Source organism: Pseudomonas sp. PDM04 (genome assembly GCF_014851765.1).
Classification (GTDB): domain Bacteria; phylum Pseudomonadota; class Gammaproteobacteria; order Pseudomonadales; family Pseudomonadaceae; genus Aquipseudomonas.
In genome coordinates this window covers 1,295,140-1,311,665 of record NZ_JACVAI010000001.1, presented here as the reverse complement: position 1 = coordinate 1,311,665, position 16,526 = coordinate 1,295,140, and the positions used below count along the sequence as shown (strand labels likewise).

The window sequence follows — 16,526 nt, the reverse complement described above, 5'->3', positions numbered from 1 at the left end:
CTTTCGAAATCGGTAACAGTGTCGCGCGGCGATATGTCGCGGCTCACCTACATTTAACCAATGGCGCAGCTGCGCCCCTTCCACGCGACCAGCCCCTCGGCTAAGGTGCGCGCCTTCTCTTTCACTCATCGCTTGAAGGCCCGGCATGACCGAACAGAACAACAACCCGCTGCATGGCGTGACGCTGGAGCAGATCCTCAACGTGCTGGTTGAACATTACGAGTGGTCGGGGTTGGCTGAGCGCATCGACATCCGCTGCTTCAAGAGTGATCCGAGCATCAAGTCGAGCCTGACGTTCCTGCGAAAAACGCCGTGGGCACGGGAGAAAGTCGAGCGCCTGTACGTGAAGTTGATGCGTACCAAGCGACCGCTCTGAACATGGTCAACCGGTCGGGTTTCGTGAGGCTGGCCGCCATGCTCGGCTGGGCCGGGTTGAGCATTCAGATGTACCTGATTTTCCACTCGCGCTGGACGCTGGGGGCCAGTTTGCTCGGCGGGCTGATGAGCTTTTTCAGTTACTTCACCGTCATCACCAATACGCTGGTGGCGACGGTGCTGACCTGCCAGCTGACGTCCCGCGAATCGGCCGCACGACGCTGGTTCCTGCAACCCTGGGTGAGCAGCGGGATCGCCGTGAGCATTGCCGTGGTCAGCCTGGCGTACAACGTGTTGTTGCGCCACCTGTGGGATCCCGAAGGCTGGCAATGGCTGGCCGATGAGCTGATGCATGACGTCATGCCACTGCTGTTCCTGGCCTGGTGGTGGATGTACGTGCCCAAGGGCACTTTGCGCCCGCGCCATATGGCGCTGTGGTTGCTGTATCCGCTGCTGTATTTCGCCTACGCACTGTTGCGTGGGCATGTGCTGGCGGCTTATCCGTATCCCTTCATCGATGTGGATAAGTTGGGTTATCCACAGGTGTTGCTGAATGCCGGGGGATTGCTGGTGGGGTTCGTGACGATTGCGCTGGTGGTGATGGGGTTGGATCGGTGGCGGGGGAGAACATAAGCGTTGGGGTGAGGCTCAAACAACAATCGCGAGCAGGCTCGCTCCCACAGAAAAAGGGTGACCCCATGTGGGAGCGAGCCTGCTCGCGATGAGGTCCTGAAGGCCTCACTCGTCGTCGCTGTCGTCCTGTTTCCAGTAACCCACCGCTTTCACGAACTGCTCGTCCAACCGGTGCTCGTCCAGCAGCACCCGGCGGATCTGCCGCGACACTTTGCTTTCGGTGGCGACCCACGCATACAGGCTCCCGCCGGGCACCTGCAGTTGTTTAACGGTGGTCAGCAGGTTGTTTTTGCCACCCTCGCGCAACACCCAGATCACGTTCACCTGCGCCGGGCTTTCCAGCTTCTGCTGTTCGGCGCCGTTCTCCACTTCGACCACCACCAGCGCGCGGCGATTGGCGGCCAGGCCTTCGAGACGGCGGGCGATGGCGGGCAGGGCGGTTTCATCGCCGATCAGCAGATAGCTGTCGAACATGTCCGGCACGATCATGGAACCCCGTGGCCCGCCGATGTGCAAAAACTGACCCGGTTGGGCCTGTTCCGCCCAGGTCGAGGCGGGGCCATCACCGTGCAACACGAAGTCGATGTCCAGTTCCAGAGTGTCCAGGTCATAACGACGTGGCGTGTAGTCGCGCATGGCGGGCAGCGGGCCATTGTCCTTGCCGGCCCCCAGTACCAGAGTCTCCAGCGCGGCCTGCTGCTCGGCGTTCTGCGGGAACATCAGTTTGACGTGGTCATCGCTGCCCAGACTGACAAAGCCTGCCAGCTCGGGCCCGCCGAGGGTAATGCGGCGCATGCGCGGCGTCAGGTCGACCACGCGCAGGACTTGCAGGCGCCGACGTTTGATTTCATGCATGACGCGGTGAATGGACGGCTCGATCACTTCAGTCATTCGGTTTTCTCCCGTGCGGTCGAAACGGCGGGGCCGTCGACGATGGCTTTGGCGGTGTCGTTGAGCAAGGCGGCGACCCGCAGGATTTCTTCGGGGCTCCAGCGCCCGTGATGCAGTTGCAAGGCATGACGCAGGTTATGCACAGCCTCGTGGATCTCGGCCGGTCGATCATGGCCACGCAACGAGCGTTTGCTCACATCGATCCGCATGCGCACGCCATCCAGCGCAACGGCCTGCTCGCTTAGAGACAGACGTCCGGCGTCGGTCACGCTGTAACGTTTTTTTCCACCTTCGGCGTCGCCCTGGATCATTTCGCTTTCTTCCAGAAAGGTCAGCGTCGGGTAGATCACCCCGGGGCTGGGGCTGTAGGCCCCATCGAACATGCCTTCGATCTGGCGGATCAGGTCATAGCCGTGGCAAGGCTGCTCGGCGATCAGGGCCAGCAGCAGCAGCTTCAGGTCACCGGGGGCGAACACCCGTGGGCCGCGACCGCCGCGTTCGCGGCCGGGGCGTTTTTCGAAGCCGTCGCGACCGTCGCCGTGCTCGCGATGGGGGGAATGATGGTCTCTCATTTTTCCTTTCTCTCTGTCGTGTTTAGATACAACTTAAGATATATCTTAATTCGAGGCAAGGCCTTTCCCCTGAAGCACAGCGACTCACGACGAGCGGTCCGGCGCAGGCGAAGTGCCGCCGCAGGCATCGATCACCTCGCTTGAACATGTCTGGCAAGTTAAGGCACGCAGTCGCTGTTCACGGCGACCGGTTAAACGAAATTTTCTGAATCAAGTGTGGGCGAGCACCACTCACTGCACGACCTGTTAATAAGAGTTGCGTGTAGTACAAGTTCTACAGCGATAAGCGGATATGTCTGTCTTCATGTTTTCATCGGGTTAAATGCTGTGTCTTACTACAGTCTTCGATGAAATTTCCTACATACATTTCAGTTTGGATAGCTGAATATGCGCCGCGTTGAAAGTTGATCTTTGTTGCTCCAGGCCAACAGCCGTTACTTGATCGGACTTTTAATTCATCTCTTTTTAATCAAACAGGTATTGAGTGATGTTGAAAAAATTTGCAATCGCTACGCCCATGGCTATTTTGGCGCTGACTTCTTCCATGGCGTTTGCCGTCGGTGAAGCACGTCATTCCATCAACATTGTCGCGTCTGTTCCAACCAATGTGTTCTACGTATTGCCGGTCGACCCCGATCTGATCGTCAAGGACCAACGCCTTAGTTACGATCCGTTCAGTGATCAACTGAGCACCTTGCGGGCGCAGTTCGACACCAAGAACTCCAATGGCTCGATCGCAGCGATGCTGGAAAATGACGCGTATCTGTCCAACGGTGTGCCCGCCCAGAATATTCCCCTGGTCGTGAAGTTCAACGGCGTGACGCTGACGAGCACCGCGCCGGTCGAAGTGCTCACTGATGCCGAGTCGACGCCAGGCAAGCGAGTGGAACTTTCGGCTGCACCGACCAAACCGGCCAGTGGCTATGTAACGGGCGATTACACGGGCACCGTTGCCTTGCGTTTCGACGCCGTACTGCCACCACCACCTCGTTGATATTTGATTGATGTCTGATCAGAGCAAGTTTGATCAGGCACTTTTACCGGTCGGCAGGTCATCGGACCTGTCGATCCGTATGTTGACCGTATCGATCGTTAAAACTTCGAGTAACCCGTTCATGTTCCCGATGACTCCCATCGCGACTGCGCTCGCATTTTTTTTCTGCGCAAGTGCATTGGCTGCGCCAACTAACACTGGCACCACACCCCGCAGTCTTCTGGCCCAGGCCAAAGGTTTGCCGGCGGACTTTGAAGAGCATTTCTTCGACGTACCGCTGGCCGTTCGCGTGGAACTTGATCAACAACTTCTGGGTGAGGCCATGATCGTGTTGTCCCGCGATGATCGCATCACCCTGCTGGAATTTTCCGATGTCGCCGACAGCCGTGCTTCTGCCAGTGAGCGGGAAACCTGGGCCACTTATCTCAAGCAAGGCGTTGCCCTGGGCGCCTGTGCAGGCAGTTGCCCGGAGCAGATGCTGGCCGTGCATTACAACCTGAACAATTCATTGCTTTCGATTGCCACGGCCAACGCCGAGCGCGATACCCAGGCCAAGCGCTATTACGAACTGCCGGAAGGGGGCAGCAGTGGCTTGATCGTGCGCAATCAATTGAACCTCAATGGCGGCCAGGCGCAAGACCTTGGCGGGCGTTTCGGCCTGGAGGCCAGCAGCAGCCTGGGCCTTTGGACCCAAAGCGTGAATCTGCAGTTGGCCCGGCTGGGCGGCCCGGACGACAAGCTCTACCACGCGGTGCATGAGCTCTACAGCCAGCGAGAACTGGAAGGCAGTTTTCTGCGGGTGGGCTATTTCACCCCCAATTCCCAGGGCCTGACCCGTCAGATCCGCACCTTCGGTGCCAGCCCCGACACGGCGGCCGGCCTGATGTTTGGCAGCTCCGACAGCCTGGTCATCAACAGCCCGAAACCCAGCCTCTATCCCATCTATGTCACCGCCAACCGCCAGGCCTCGGTGGAAATCGTCCGCAACGGACTGTTGATCAACACCCAATCGGTGGATGCCGGCCTGCAAACCCTCGATACCCGTTCCTTGCCGGGCGGTATCTATGAAGTGGAGGTACGCCTGGTCGAAGACGGGCATATCACGTCCACCACCCGGGAGCTGGTGTACAAACCCGTCAACTGGCGCAATTCGGACAGTCGCTGGCGCTACAACCTGTTCGCCGGCCGTGAAAGCAAACTGCTCAGCAATTGGGACGAGCAGGACACCGGCGATCTGACGTCCGGCGCTGCCGTCAACTTCCTGCTGCACCCGCGAGTCATTCTGGGGGTGTCGGGGCGGCAGGTGCGAGACAAGATGCAATATGGCTCGTCGGTCGACTGGACGCTAACCAACGACATCAACCTGTTCGCCAACGTCTATCAAACCGAGGATCACGGTACCGGCCTGGACCTGCAAACGATGTACAACTACGGGGAAGGCAGTGTCTTTGTCACCCATACCCGCAGTTGGCTCGACACCACCAAAACCTATGAAACCCTGCCCGATGGCACCCGGGTACGTCAGCGCAACGTTTTCATCGGCCAGACGAGCAATTCGTCGCTGTCGCTCAACCATCGGGTCAGCAGCAAAAGCTCGGTCAATGCGCGGGTGTCGCACAGCACCGGCAACGTCGAAGGCACCGGCGTGGACATGGGGTGGACCCAACGCGGTTCCCTGTTTGGCAGCGACGCCAGCTGGCGCTTTTCGGTTTTCGACCGGCCCGGCAGTTTCAGCAGCGGCGACAAACGCAACCGGGGCGTCGACCTGAGCGTGAGTCTGGCGCTGGGTGGGCCGGGGGAGCAGTGGTCCGCGAGTCTCGGCACACGCACCTCCCGCGACGGTGGTCGTGACAACAACGGAACCCTCACGTACCGCAAGGAGTTGCAGGACCACGTGCTGCAAAGCGTGTCGGCCACGGCGCTCGCCGACACCTATGGCGTTGGTTTTTCCGGTACCGCGAACTTCGCCAATGATGCCGTCAATGGCGATGTCTTCGTTCAGCGTTCTTCCTTCAATGACAAGTTCACCGGTGGCTTGAACCTGGACAGCACCGTGGCCGTGGGCGGCGAGAAAGTCGTCATGACCAGCCAGCACCACGGGACGGGCGCGGGGATGATCGTCGACGTCGAGTCAGACGTCGATGACATCGCCCTGCGCGCCGACGATTCCAGCGGCGGCAGCGCGAGCCTGCGACCGGGGCGCAATTTCATCCCGATCACCGCCTACAAGAACAGCGTCGTGAGCTTCGACTTCGAAGGCAACCACCCTCCGGCCGCGAGCATCCAGCCGGCGCGCAGCCGCTATCACCTGAACAAGGGCGGCGTGGGCTATCGCAAGATCACCGTCAGCAAGACCCTGACCGTCCTCGGGCGTTTGATCGACCCCCAAGGCAGGCCGCTCAAGGGACATCACGTGATCAACCACGCCAGCCGCGGTGTCAGCGAGGTCGATGGCTTCTTCTCGATGGAAATGCAGGCGGGCTCACCGACTCTGGAAGTGCGTCAGGGCAATCAGTTGTTGTGCCAGTTCCGGCTCGATACGGCCAATGCACGCCATGAAGACAACGTGTTGATGATCGGTGATTTGCGCTGCTCGCCGGACACGTTGGCGGAGGCCACTTACAACACTGAAAGTGCGGGTTGAACGACTCGCGAAACACCCTTCGATGAATCTCATTTTTCAGGTTGAACATGATGAAACGCTTATTGGCAGTCCTTGGCTTTTCCCTGTTGCCGCAGATCGTGCTGGCGGGCCCGCAAATCAATGTCGGCGTGGTCTTCGACTATCTGGACGGTGATAAAACCACCTTTCTGAAACGGGTTTTCAACGGCGGTGACAGCACGGCATTCGTCAAGATCGACATTCTTGAAATTCTCTACAACGCCGACGGCACCTCGCAGGAAGTGCCGCTTGCCAACCAGGCCGACGCCAGCGCCCGGAATGGCCTGATGGCCAGCCCGGCGCGACTGATCGTACCGGCCAATGGCATGCAGGGCACGCGTCTGTTGTATGTCGGCGAGCGGGACAAAGAGCGCTACTTCCGCGTCCGTTTCGTGCCCGTGGTACCCGAAAAGGAAGATGAATTCGCGGTGTCCGCCGAAGAGCGCGAAGACTACAAGAAAGGTCTGTCCGCCGGGGTCAACATACTGGCGGGCTACGGCACGATATTTTTCGTACGGCCCAGCCAGACACGCTATGACAGTGAGATCAAGGACGGTCCGCAGAAGTACGAAATCCGCAACAACGGCAACAGTGTCGTGGTCATCGACGAGTTCAAGGATTGTTCGGTGAACAGCGAAAACGATTGCCAGCCCACTACCAAACATCACGTTCTGGCCGGTCGAACGTTCCAGTTCGACAAGCAGGCCGGGCGTGAATACCGATTCACCCTGATTGAAGGTTCAGCGACGAAAAAGCTCGAGACAAAGGGCTGAAACCAAGCGCGAGTGAACGACATGATCAAAGCGATGAAAGCAGTCACGGCAACCCTGTTGCTGACCCTGGTCAGTACCAGTGCGTTTGCCCTCCGTATCAGCGAGACTTTCGATGTCTCGGTCACCATTCCTTCTGCCGCCTTTCACGTGATACCGGCGGACCCTGGGTGGATTCACCTGGAACAACGGCTCGACTGGAATCCCCACACCAGCGAACTCAGCCGCCTGCGCAAACAGTTCGATGTAAAGAACGAAAACGGTGCGATATCGGCACGGCTGTCGTTCGAGCCGTATCTGAACAACGGCAGGGACAGCGACGATATCCCGCTGTTGGTCACGTTCAACAACACACGGCTCACCCTTGATGCCCAGGAAGTGATCTCCGAAGTGGACGGAAGAACGGGCAAGCGTGTCGCCCTGGAAATTGCGGCGGTAAAACCGGGTGCCGGTTATCGGCCCGGTGATTACTACGGCAGCGTGCACATGCTGTTCGAAGCCATCGTCCCCTGACGCCGGCCTGCTTTATTCGCGGTAACCCAAGTTCGATCAGATAGAGGCAAAAGTGAGCGTGATCAATTGGATTCAACGCGGCACCACGTGGTTGCTGACAGGGGCATTGGTCGGCGGTGGGTCAGTATCGCTGGCCCATGCCGCCGTGCAGGAAATCACCGCAGTCTTCCGGCCGGATCCGTCCAATCCGTTGAGCAACAAGTTCATCAACACCACGCCGGAAAGCGGCATCTGCCCGTGGCATATTCCTGACAGGTGCAAAGAGTTGGGGATCTTCAGTATCCGCACCAATGACATCAACTTCACGGCCAGCAAGGCCATTCCCGCCGGGCATGCCAGTGAACGGGAAGGCGCCATGTTCAAGGTGCCGTCAGCGTGGCGTAGCGTTGAAGTGACGCATACGCAAACCGGGGAGCGGCAGACGGTGGAAATGCGCATCGCCGGCATCGGCAATCGCTGGGACATCCGTTCGACGGCAACACCGGCCACCCACGCCTGGGGAAACGTGTGGAGCATGTGGCAAACGGCGCCCAGCCCTTGCCTGCCGACGGGGTACATCGCCAATGCGCCCAACTACTACACGCTCTGGTTCTGGCGGGTGCCTGAAAACGCCGGGACCTGCAGCCGCCAGGCAGTGAGCGATATCAGCTCGCTCAAGTACGTGAACTTCGAATACGCCTATGAATTGAAAACGCCCAATCCCCTGACCATGTCCAGCGGCCAATATACCGGCTCGCTGAGTTACTCGCTCGGGCCCAACCAGGACTTCGATTTTGGCGACGTCATGATCCCGAATGACAGCCTCCTCACCTTCAACATGACGTTGAACGTCGAGCATACGTTGAAGGTGGAGATCCCGCCGGGCGGCCATCGGGTGGAATTGCTGCCGCAAGGTGGCTGGCAAGCCTGGCTGAACCAGGGGCGCAAGCCGACGCGGCTGTTTCGTGACCAGACCTTCAATGTCTCGGCGTCGTCGCGCTTCAAGATGAACCTTGAATGCCAGTACCCGGACGGGGGCAACACCTGCGCGTTGCGCGAAGCCACGTCCGGGCATTCGGTGCCGTTGAACGTGAGTGTCAGTTTGCCCAACGGTTTGAGCGATGCGGGCGGGCAACCGGTCAATCGCCGTCCCCTGTTGCTGGATGGCAGCGGCACCGAGTTGTTCCAGCCCGGTTTTTACGTCGATCGCAAGCCCGCCAAGCTGCATTTCGACATTGCCCGGGAGCATGTCGAACAGATGCTCAGCGGTGCTGGAGCACAGTATTCGGGCCAGGTCACGGTGGTTTGGGATTCAGAGGTGTGAGCCATCGTCATCTTGAATCAACTTTTCTCGCTTTCACGGCCAAATGGACATTACATGCATAACCCTCAACGCGGCGCCCACCGGCTCTGCCAATTCTTCAGCGCTTCGTTGTTGGCGGTGTCCGCCAGTGCGAATGCGCTGGTTCAGGACATCACCGCGAAATTCAATCCGGATCCGGGGAATCCATTGAACAACGAGTTCGTCAATACAACGCCCGTCAGTGGCGTGTGCGTGGAAGGGGCTGCCGCACAATGTGACGCGTTGGGTATTTTCTCCATTCGGACTGGATTTGCTGCGAACTCGATCAGACCCATTCAGGCCAATCATCAGGATCCCCGGCAGGGCGCCATGTGGAAGGTGCCGTCCGAGTGGCGAGACGTCACCGTCACTCACGTGTCTACCGGAGAGGTGTCGACCGTGCAGTTACGTATTTCTGCCATCGGTGGAGCCTGGTTTCTGGACAATCCTCCAGGTGTCAGTGTCTGGGCGGGGTCGAGCTGGAGTCATCAGTGGCGGCAGGCGCCAAGCCCTTGCGTGGGCATTAATTACCTGCAAGGGGCCGCGAATTGGGCACGTTTTTTCTGGGTCGTTCCTGAGGGCGCGGGAACCTGTAGTCGACAACCAATCGGAGACATTCCGAGGTTGTGGTATTGGACGATTGACTACGGTTACTCGATTAAAACGCCCAATCCACTGGCGCTGTCATCCGGGCAATACATCGGCAGCATCAATTACTCCATGGGGCCCGGCTCAGACTTCGATTTTGGTGATGTCGTACTGCCTGAGGACAACGTGTTCACGTTCAACTTCACGCTGGACGTCATGCACACCCTCAAAGTCGACATTCCCCCCGGTGGCCATCGGGTGGAACTGTTACCCCAGGGTGGCTGGCAAGCCTGGCTGAACCAGGGGCGCAAACCGACGCGGCTGTTTCGTGACCAGACCTTCAATGTCTCGGCGTCGTCGCGCTTCAAGATGAACCTTGAATGCCAGTACCCGGACGGGGGCAACACCTGCGCGTTGCGCGAAGCCACGTCCGGGCATTCGGTGCCGTTGAACGTGAGTGTCAGTTTGCCCAACGGTTTGAGCGATGGGGGCGGGCAACCGGTCAATCGCCGTCCCCTGTTGCTGGATGGCAGCGGCACCGAGTTGTTCCAGCCCGGTTTTTACGTCGATCGCAAACCCGCCAAGCTGCATTTCGACATTGCCCGGGAGCATGTCGAACAAATGCTCAGCGGCGCTGGAAAACAGTATTCCGGGCTGGTCACGGTGGTTTGGGATTCGGAGGTGTGACGATCGTGATGTTCAAGCCCCTTCTCTTGCCGGCACAGCCATACGGAACAGACATGGATAGTTCGAAAAGCAGCACGCATCGGCTCTGTCATTTCTTCAGCGCTTCATTGTTGGCGGTGTCCGCCAGTGCGAATGCATTGACCCAGGACATCACCGCGAGATTCGTCCCGGACCCGGCCAGTCCCATGCAGAATGAGTTCGTCAATACAACGCCGCAAAGCGGTGTGTGCGAGTGGCACGCGCCGGCAATTCCGCACTGCCTGGCGGAGGGGATCTTCAGCATTCGCAGTAACGATTTCCATGCGGCGTCCAATGCAACCATCCGTGCCAATCATGTCGATCCGCGGCAAGGAGCCATGTGGAAAGTCCCTTCTGAATGGCGGGACCTGCAGGTGACCCACCGCGAAACGGGCGAAGTGGAAACGGTGCAGGTGCGCATTGCCGGCATTGGCCACCGCTGGGACCTGAGCAATCCCCCGGGCGTGGGTGCATGGCAATTGCCGAACGTTAACTGGGCCAGCCAATGGCGCGAGGCGCCCAGCCCCTGCAAGGGCATCAATTACATCGCTGCCGCCAATTCTTTCGCCTTGTTCTTCTGGATCGTTCCTGAAAATGCCGGTGTCTGTAGTCGGACACCGGGCACAGACATTCCAACATTCGCATACAGCAATATCGAATACGCCTACGCGATCAAAACCCCAAGGCCCCTGACGATGTCGACCGGGCAATACACCGGCAGCCTCTCCTACAGCATGGGGCCCGGGGGCGATTTCGATTTCGGTGATGTCATGATCCCCAGGGACAATCAGTTCACCTTCAACTTCACGCTGGACGTGCAGCATTCGCTCGATGTGAAAATTCCACCGGGTGGCAACCGCGTGGAGCTGGTGCCTCAGGGGGGGTGGCAGGCCTGGCTGAATCATGGGCAAAAACCCGTGCGATTGTTTCGCGACCAGACCTTCAACATTTCGTCGTCGAGTCGCTTCAAGATGCGTCTGGAGTGCGAGTACTCGATGGCCGGCAAAACCTGCGCGCTGCTGGAGCCGACGTCCGGTCATGGCGTGCCGCTGAACGTCAGTGTCACGCTGCCCAACGGCCTGGAGGATGCCAACGGGCCGGTGAATCGCCGTCCTTTGTTGATCGACGGCAGCGGCACCGAGCTGTTCCAGCCTGCTTTCTACGTCGATCGCAAACCCGGGACCCTGCATTTCGAAGTGGCCAGGGAGCATGTGGAACACATGCTGACGGGCGCCGAGCGAACCTACTCGGGAAACGTCACCGTCATCTGGGATTCGGAAGTCTGACGTTGTCCGGCCGGATCAATGCACTGCATGTGGCCGGCCATTGCTCATTCGCGTCGCGCCACTTCAACGGGAAGGCACTGGGTGCTGCTTCCCGGTTGCAGGTAAGGGGTGAGAATCGGTGCCATGCCCTTGAGCACCTGCACGGGCAGTGCCGAGGTGAACTTGAAGTTTTCGGCCGACCGTCCCGGTACGAAAGCGGTCAGGGTGCCGAAATGGTGATCACCGATATAGAACACAAAGGTCGCCGTACGGTTGACGGATTTCGAACTGATGATACGTCCTCCCGAGCCGAACGATTCGATGCGGTTATCCCCGGTCCCGGTTTTGCCCCCCATCGCCAGTGATTTGCCATCAGGGGTGACGAAACTGCCGGACACCCGCTTGGCCGTACCGGCGTCCACCACTTGTGACAAGGCTTCGCGCATGGCGGTGGCGACTTCCGATGGCATCACCCGTTTGCCCACGTCCGGGTCGTTGATCAACTTGGTTTCATAGGGGGTATTCGCCGCAAAGTGCAGGCTGTCGATGCGCAGCGTCGGCATGCGCACACCGTCGTTGAGGATGGTGCCGATCAGCTCGGCCAGCGCGGCCGGTCGGTCACCGGAACTGCCAATGGCGGTGGCCAGTGACGGCACCAGGTGATCGAACGGATAGCCGACTTTCTGCCAGCGCTGATGGATGTCGAGGAACGCCTCGATCTCCAGCATGGTGCGGATGCGGCTGTCTCGCGCACCCTTGTGCCGGCTCTTGAACAGCCAGCTGTAGACTTCCTGGCGCTCGAACTGACTGGCCTTGACCACCTCGCTCCACTTGGCATCCGGGTGGTTCAGCAGATAGCCCATCAGCCACAGGTCCAGAGGGTGGACCTTGGCGATGAAGCCCTGATCCGGCAGGTCGTAGAGGCCGGGGCTGTAGTTTTCGTAAAGCCGTTGCAGGCGTTCGTCGGTCAGTTTTTCGGTGAGCTTGGCGCCGCTGAGGTGCGAACGCACGAAGCTGTTGAAACTTTCCTGGCTGGCCTGGGGCAACAGGTAGCGATGCACCGCCGCCATGCGAATCGGTGTCGGGCGCATACCGTCGAGGAAGGTTTCGAGGCGTTCCTGAGTGTCCTTGTTCTTGTACTTCTTCCAGAATCGCAACAGGAACGACGTGCCTTCGCGGTCGGCGAACGAGGCCAGGTATTCCTGGCGCCGGGGGTCGCGGTCGTCACCGAGCAACTCGGCGCTGCTGCTGGGGCCGGAGTAGGTGGTATAGCGCACCAGGTCGCGCATCAGCCGTATGAACGGCAGGTTGATCGATTCGCGCAGGGCATCGCGCAGGGTCGGATTGCGGCCGTTGTCTTCCTTGCGAAAGTTATTGAACACGTGCAGCCCGCCACCGGTGAAAAAGGCCTCGCCGGGACTGGCGGAGTATTTGCGGTCCAGCGCCGCGCCGAGCATCGCCGGCAGGTTGCGGTCCTTGTTCTGGATCAGGTAGTCGACGGCCCAGCGGCTGAGGCGATCCTGGTCCGGGACGTCGACTTTCTTCAGGTCCGCGATGCTCATGCCGGCGTATTTGTCGTGCAGCTCGGCGATGATTTGCAGGTAGGTGGTGAGCACGCGCATCTTGGCGGTGGAACCCAGTTCCAGCTTGCTGCCTTCGTTGATGTCGAAGGGCTGGTCGGTGCTGTCGGTCTGTATCCGTACGCGCGAGCCGTCCGGGGTCAGCTCGAACAGGGTGAAGCTGTAGCGTACCTGCGTGGTGCTGGTGGGGGTGAGCAGGCGTTCGCCGATCAAGCCGATCTGCGCAGCGAAGGCCGGGTCGGAGAGGTGCTTGAGGTATTCGGTGGTCTGCGCCTGAAGGTCGCCCTGCAGGGTGCTGGTGGCCGAGAGATCGAGGCGATCGAGGTCGTACAGAGGACGATTGAGCAGCCCGCCCAGGCGACTGCGCGCCACGCTGATGCCCTTGTTGGTTTCGATCGGCTGAATGGTCGGCTGGGTCAGCCAGTCGCGGTAGGTCACCTTGGCGGCCAGCGCGGCGGCGGCAAACGGTGCATCGATGACGTTGTTCAGCGCCAGCAGGCGGATATGGCTGTCGGTGAGGTTGGCCAGTTCGTCACGTCCCTTGGTCAGGTAGTGGGAGGGGCGGCGCTGGGCGATCATCAACGACAGCATTTCGCGCAAGGCCAGGCCCTTTTCCGCCAGGGTCTTGGGGTCCGTATCGGGGCTGGACAGCCGTTCGTTCGCCTGGTTGAAGTCGGTGCCGTACCAGACCCGCAACCCTTCGGCCATGCCATGCACCTCGCCGTGGCCAGGGACGGCCGACAGGGGCACGCTGTTGAGGTAGTCACGCACCACGTTTTTACGCGCCTCGAGCGTTTCCGGGCCGGCCTGATAGGCGCGAATGCTGGCGGAAATCATCTGCCGGATTTTCTCCCCGCCCGATACCGTCAGCCCATCGGGCGAATGCCGATACTTCTCGAGCTGGGTCGCCAGGGTACTGCCGCCCGCCGACTGGCCAGGCATGTGCAGCCATTTGGCCACTTGCGACCACGCGGCCATGCCGAATCGCGGCCAGTCCACGGCAGGGTTGGCCCTGGGCAGGTCTGGGTCGAGCAGGAAACGGTTTTCGATGAACAGCAGGCTGTTGACCACCACCGGCGGGATGGCGTCGAAGCTCGCATAGAGCTGCTGTGGGTACTTGTACTGATACAACGGAGCCGCCCGGCAGTCGGTGATCAACAACCCGGCCTGGATTTTTTCCTGATAAGGCACGAAAAGGCCCTTGTCGCTGTAGTCCATCAACGCCTGGGAAAAGCGGGTCTGGGCCGCGATGACGTAGTCGCGCTTGATCAGTCGGGGCAGGAATTCCCCTAGCGAGCTGTAGCCCAACCGCATGTCGAAAGGCCCGGCGCCGGGGTAGCGAATGGCGTCGCTGGGGCCCGGTTGCAGTTCATAGGTCAGGGTCGCGGCGAATTTGCTGGCTTCCCGGGATTGAAACTTCGACGTGCGCATTTCCCTGACGGCTGCCAACCCCAACGCGACCAGGATAATCAGCAGCAGCAGGAAAAACGCCTTCCAGCCATGTCTGACACGGCTGCGACGGGTTTTTTCAGGTAAAGGCGCTTCATCCACACGTTCAGTCGGAACCACATTTTTACTCGAATCGGTTTGCCACAGCGCGCCCATAGTCGACTGATCCATTCACGCAGATTGATCGGACTTGTCTGAAGCTTAGTCGGTGGTTGGCGAAGACGAAGAAATTGTGGGTGTAGCGCAGAAAGCGGCCCTGCCCCGTTGGGAGCGAGCCTGCTCGATGAAAGGGAGGGCACCGCTTGGCATCAGGCTTGTCGCGTTATCGTTGACGATCATCGCGAGCAGGCTCGCTCCCACACGGCCAGCGTTGCCCGTGTGGGAGTGAGTCTGCCCCTGTCAGGTGTATTTACGCTTGTCCGGCGCCGGCGGGAAGTATTGATACAGCCAGGTTTCGCTCAGCGTCCGATCGTTGGTACGGATAAACAGGCGCAACTCCACCGGGTCGACACTGTCGTTGGTCGGGTACCAATCGAACAGGATCCGGTAGCCCTTGATGTCATCGAGCACCAGCACGCTGAAGTCCTTGACCTCGCCATTGGAGCAGGTCACCACCGGCTCGATGCCGGTGCCGTCAGGCAGGCGCTCCAGTCCGCCGCCGGTGAAGTCCACGGCAAAGCGGCGGGCCCAGACTTCCGGGTAGTGCTCGCCCGGCGCCCAGCCCTCGGTGAAGCCTCCCATGCCCGAGCGGGTCGCGTGGACCCGTGCCAGCGGCGTGCCGACGGGCGGCAGTGCGCTCCAGTACAGCTTGTAGCCGTAATTCAGCGAATCGCCGGCCGCGACGGGTTTTTTCGGGGTCCAGAATGCGACGATGTTATCCATGGTCTCGCCGGTCGTGGGGATCTCCAGCAAATCGATAGAGCCTTCGCCCCACGCGGTGGTCGGTTCGACCCACAGGCTCGGACGCCGGCTGTACCAGTCGACGGTGTCCTGATAGCTGGCGAACTCATGATCGGTCTGCACCAGGCCGAAACCCTTCGGATCGGTGTCCGCGAAGGCATTGAACTGCAAGGTCGCGGGGTTGTTCAGCGGGCGGCAGATCCATTCGCCGTTGCCGCGCCACATCGCCAGGCGATCGGAGTCATGGATCTGCGGGTGAATGGTGTCGCACATGCGTCGTTCGTGGGTGCCGCAACTGAACATGCTGGTCATCGGGGCGATGCCCAGTTGGTCGATGGCGGTGCGGGCGTTGACGTGCGCATCGACTTCCATCACCACACGCTCGGCCTGGCAGTCGATGTCAAACCGGTAGGCGCCGGTTGCGCTCGGCGAGTCGAGCAACGCGTAGACCACAAAACGGGTGCTGTTCCTGTCCGGGGTCTCGAACCAGAACTTGGTGAAGTCGGGGAATTCCTCGCGTTTTTTGGCGTAGGTATCGACCGCCAGGCCGCGAGCCGACAGCCCGTACTGGCCGGTGGCATCGACCGCACGGAAATAACTGGCACCGAGGAAGGACACCACGTCGTGGCGGTCCAGTTCCGGGGCCTTGAACAGCTTGAAGCCGGAAAAACCCAGGTCTCCCTTGAGCTGCTGGGTGTCGACCGAGGTGTTTTCATAGTTGAACAGCGAGGGACGGAAGTGCACCTCGCGTGCCTGACGCGTCTTCGGGTCGACGCTGTACATGCGCACCGGTTGCTTGAAACCCATGCCTACGTGGAAAAACTGCACATCCAGCTGACCTTTCAGATCTTTCCACAGGGAATGATTGGCGTCGTAGCGGATGGCGTTGAAGTTTTGCGGCGTCATGGTCGCCAGGGTCGGCGGCAGCACCTGCTTGGTGTCCTGATAGGCCTTGCCGGCGAGCTGCTTGGCCTGGCTTTTCAGCGTTTCGAAGTCGAAGGCCTGGGCCTCCCCATCTGCCGTCCCGTTACTTGCCCAGGCCTGGGCGGCCAGCAGGCCGGAGGCAGACAAACCGGTGTAGGCAGCGATGGCCATGGACGCTTTGAGCAAATTCCTGCGGTGCATAAATACAACCTGTCGTGAGCAATCCCATGCCGTTCCTGGCAGGTACTGGATCAAAAATGGGGTTCGGACATGCCTTCGGCCAAACGCAGCGGACTTAGAACAGATGCCAAATAGCTTAAACGGTTCGCCTTCAGAGCAAAAATGGTTGATGTCAGGGCGATGGCGCAGCAATGAAACAAGACA

The 16,526-nt window shown here is 59.9% G+C and carries 13 protein-coding genes; 9 read left to right on the top strand and 4 right to left on the bottom strand.

The window, feature by feature from the left end:
* The first annotated feature begins 145 nt into the window (after positions 1-145).
* Positions 146-376, top strand: coding sequence for a VF530 family DNA-binding protein (locus tag IB249_RS06115; RefSeq protein ID WP_059406114.1), 231 nt, complete (start codon positions 146-148; stop codon positions 374-376).
* 2 nt (positions 377-378) lie between these two features.
* Positions 379-1,008 carry a Pr6Pr family membrane protein gene (locus IB249_RS06110; RefSeq protein WP_192302587.1) on the top strand — a complete coding sequence of 210 codons (630 nt, stop codon included), beginning with the start codon at positions 379-381 and terminating at the stop codon, positions 1,006-1,008.
* Between the two features lie 105 nt (positions 1,009-1,113).
* On the opposite strand, the gene IB249_RS06105 is transcribed toward IB249_RS06110, so the two are convergent.
* The gene (locus tag IB249_RS06105) at positions 1,114-1,899 is read right to left on the bottom strand and encodes a siderophore-interacting protein (protein ID WP_192302586.1); all 786 of its coding nucleotides are present in this window, start codon (positions 1,897-1,899) and stop codon (positions 1,114-1,116) included.
* A complete protein-coding gene (locus IB249_RS06100; protein ID WP_192302585.1) occupies positions 1,896-2,471 on the bottom strand; it encodes a PadR family transcriptional regulator in 576 nt (191 codons plus the stop codon). Before IB249_RS06100 ends, IB249_RS06105 begins: the two co-directional genes overlap by 4 nt.
* A gap of 487 nt (positions 2,472-2,958) precedes the next feature.
* Between IB249_RS06100 and IB249_RS06095 the strand changes: the two genes are divergently transcribed.
* The 7 genes from IB249_RS06095 (at position 2,959) to IB249_RS06065 (ending at position 11,310) form a co-directional block, all read left to right on the top strand.
* Positions 2,959-3,465: a CS1 type fimbrial major subunit gene (locus IB249_RS06095; protein WP_192302584.1), complete on the top strand. Its 507-nt coding sequence runs from the start codon at positions 2,959-2,961 to the stop codon at positions 3,463-3,465.
* A gap of 121 nt (positions 3,466-3,586) precedes the next feature.
* Positions 3,587-6,109, top strand: a complete 2,523-nt coding sequence (locus IB249_RS06090; protein WP_192302583.1) for a CS1-pili formation C-terminal domain-containing protein — start codon at positions 3,587-3,589, stop codon at positions 6,107-6,109.
* A 50-nt stretch (positions 6,110-6,159) separates the two neighbouring features.
* Positions 6,160-6,900 carry a molecular chaperone gene (locus IB249_RS06085; RefSeq protein ID WP_192302582.1) on the top strand — a complete coding sequence of 247 codons (741 nt, stop codon included), beginning with the start codon at positions 6,160-6,162 and terminating at the stop codon, positions 6,898-6,900.
* Positions 6,901-6,933: 33 nt separating this feature from the next.
* Positions 6,934-7,410, top strand: a complete 477-nt coding sequence (locus IB249_RS06080; protein WP_225606818.1) for a CS1 type fimbrial major subunit — start codon at positions 6,934-6,936, stop codon at positions 7,408-7,410.
* A gap of 52 nt (positions 7,411-7,462) precedes the next feature.
* Positions 7,463-8,713, top strand: a complete 1,251-nt coding sequence (locus tag IB249_RS06075) for a hypothetical protein (RefSeq protein WP_318653483.1) — start codon at positions 7,463-7,465, stop codon at positions 8,711-8,713.
* Between the two features lie 12 nt (positions 8,714-8,725).
* Complete coding sequence (locus IB249_RS06070; RefSeq protein WP_225606817.1) at positions 8,726-10,006, top strand: hypothetical protein; 1,281 nt, start codon at positions 8,726-8,728, stop codon at positions 10,004-10,006.
* A 53-nt stretch (positions 10,007-10,059) separates the two neighbouring features.
* On the top strand, positions 10,060-11,310 hold the full coding sequence (locus IB249_RS06065; RefSeq protein ID WP_192302580.1) for a hypothetical protein: 1,251 nt from the start codon (positions 10,060-10,062) through the stop codon (positions 11,308-11,310).
* Between the two features lie 44 nt (positions 11,311-11,354).
* Here IB249_RS06065 and IB249_RS06060 read toward each other — a convergent pair whose 3' ends face one another.
* Positions 11,355-14,474, bottom strand: a complete 3,120-nt coding sequence (locus IB249_RS06060) for a transglycosylase domain-containing protein (RefSeq protein ID WP_192302867.1) — start codon at positions 14,472-14,474, stop codon at positions 11,355-11,357.
* A 243-nt stretch (positions 14,475-14,717) separates the two neighbouring features.
* Positions 14,718-16,343 carry a glucan biosynthesis protein D gene (locus IB249_RS06055; RefSeq protein ID WP_192302579.1) on the bottom strand — a complete coding sequence of 542 codons (1,626 nt, stop codon included), beginning with the start codon at positions 16,341-16,343 and terminating at the stop codon, positions 14,718-14,720.
* Between the last annotated feature and the right edge of the window lie 183 nt (positions 16,344-16,526).

What these genes read in the sequence shown, in the direction of transcription:
- IB249_RS06055 (WP_192302579.1), bottom strand. Translation starts at nt 16,343, where the DNA reads ATGCACCGCAGGAATTTGCTCAAAGCGTCCATGGCCATCGCTGCCTAC.
- IB249_RS06115 (WP_059406114.1), top strand. Translation starts at nt 146, where the DNA reads ATGACCGAACAGAACAACAACCCGCTGCATGGCGTGACGCTGGAGCAG.
- IB249_RS06100 (WP_192302585.1), bottom strand. Translation starts at nt 2,471, where the DNA reads ATGAGAGACCATCATTCCCCCCATCGCGAGCACGGCGACGGTCGCGAC.
- IB249_RS06085 (WP_192302582.1), top strand. Translation starts at nt 6,160, where the DNA reads ATGAAACGCTTATTGGCAGTCCTTGGCTTTTCCCTGTTGCCGCAGATC.
- IB249_RS06095 (WP_192302584.1), top strand. Translation starts at nt 2,959, where the DNA reads ATGTTGAAAAAATTTGCAATCGCTACGCCCATGGCTATTTTGGCGCTG.
- IB249_RS06090 (WP_192302583.1), top strand. Translation starts at nt 3,587, where the DNA reads ATGTTCCCGATGACTCCCATCGCGACTGCGCTCGCATTTTTTTTCTGC.
- IB249_RS06080 (WP_225606818.1), top strand. Translation starts at nt 6,934, where the DNA reads ATGAAAGCAGTCACGGCAACCCTGTTGCTGACCCTGGTCAGTACCAGT.
- IB249_RS06110 (WP_192302587.1), top strand. Translation starts at nt 379, where the DNA reads ATGGTCAACCGGTCGGGTTTCGTGAGGCTGGCCGCCATGCTCGGCTGG.
- IB249_RS06060 (WP_192302867.1), bottom strand. Translation starts at nt 14,474, where the DNA reads ATGGGCGCGCTGTGGCAAACCGATTCGAGTAAAAATGTGGTTCCGACT.
- IB249_RS06105 (WP_192302586.1), bottom strand. Translation starts at nt 1,899, where the DNA reads ATGACTGAAGTGATCGAGCCGTCCATTCACCGCGTCATGCATGAAATC.
- IB249_RS06065 (WP_192302580.1), top strand. Translation starts at nt 10,060, where the DNA reads ATGGATAGTTCGAAAAGCAGCACGCATCGGCTCTGTCATTTCTTCAGC.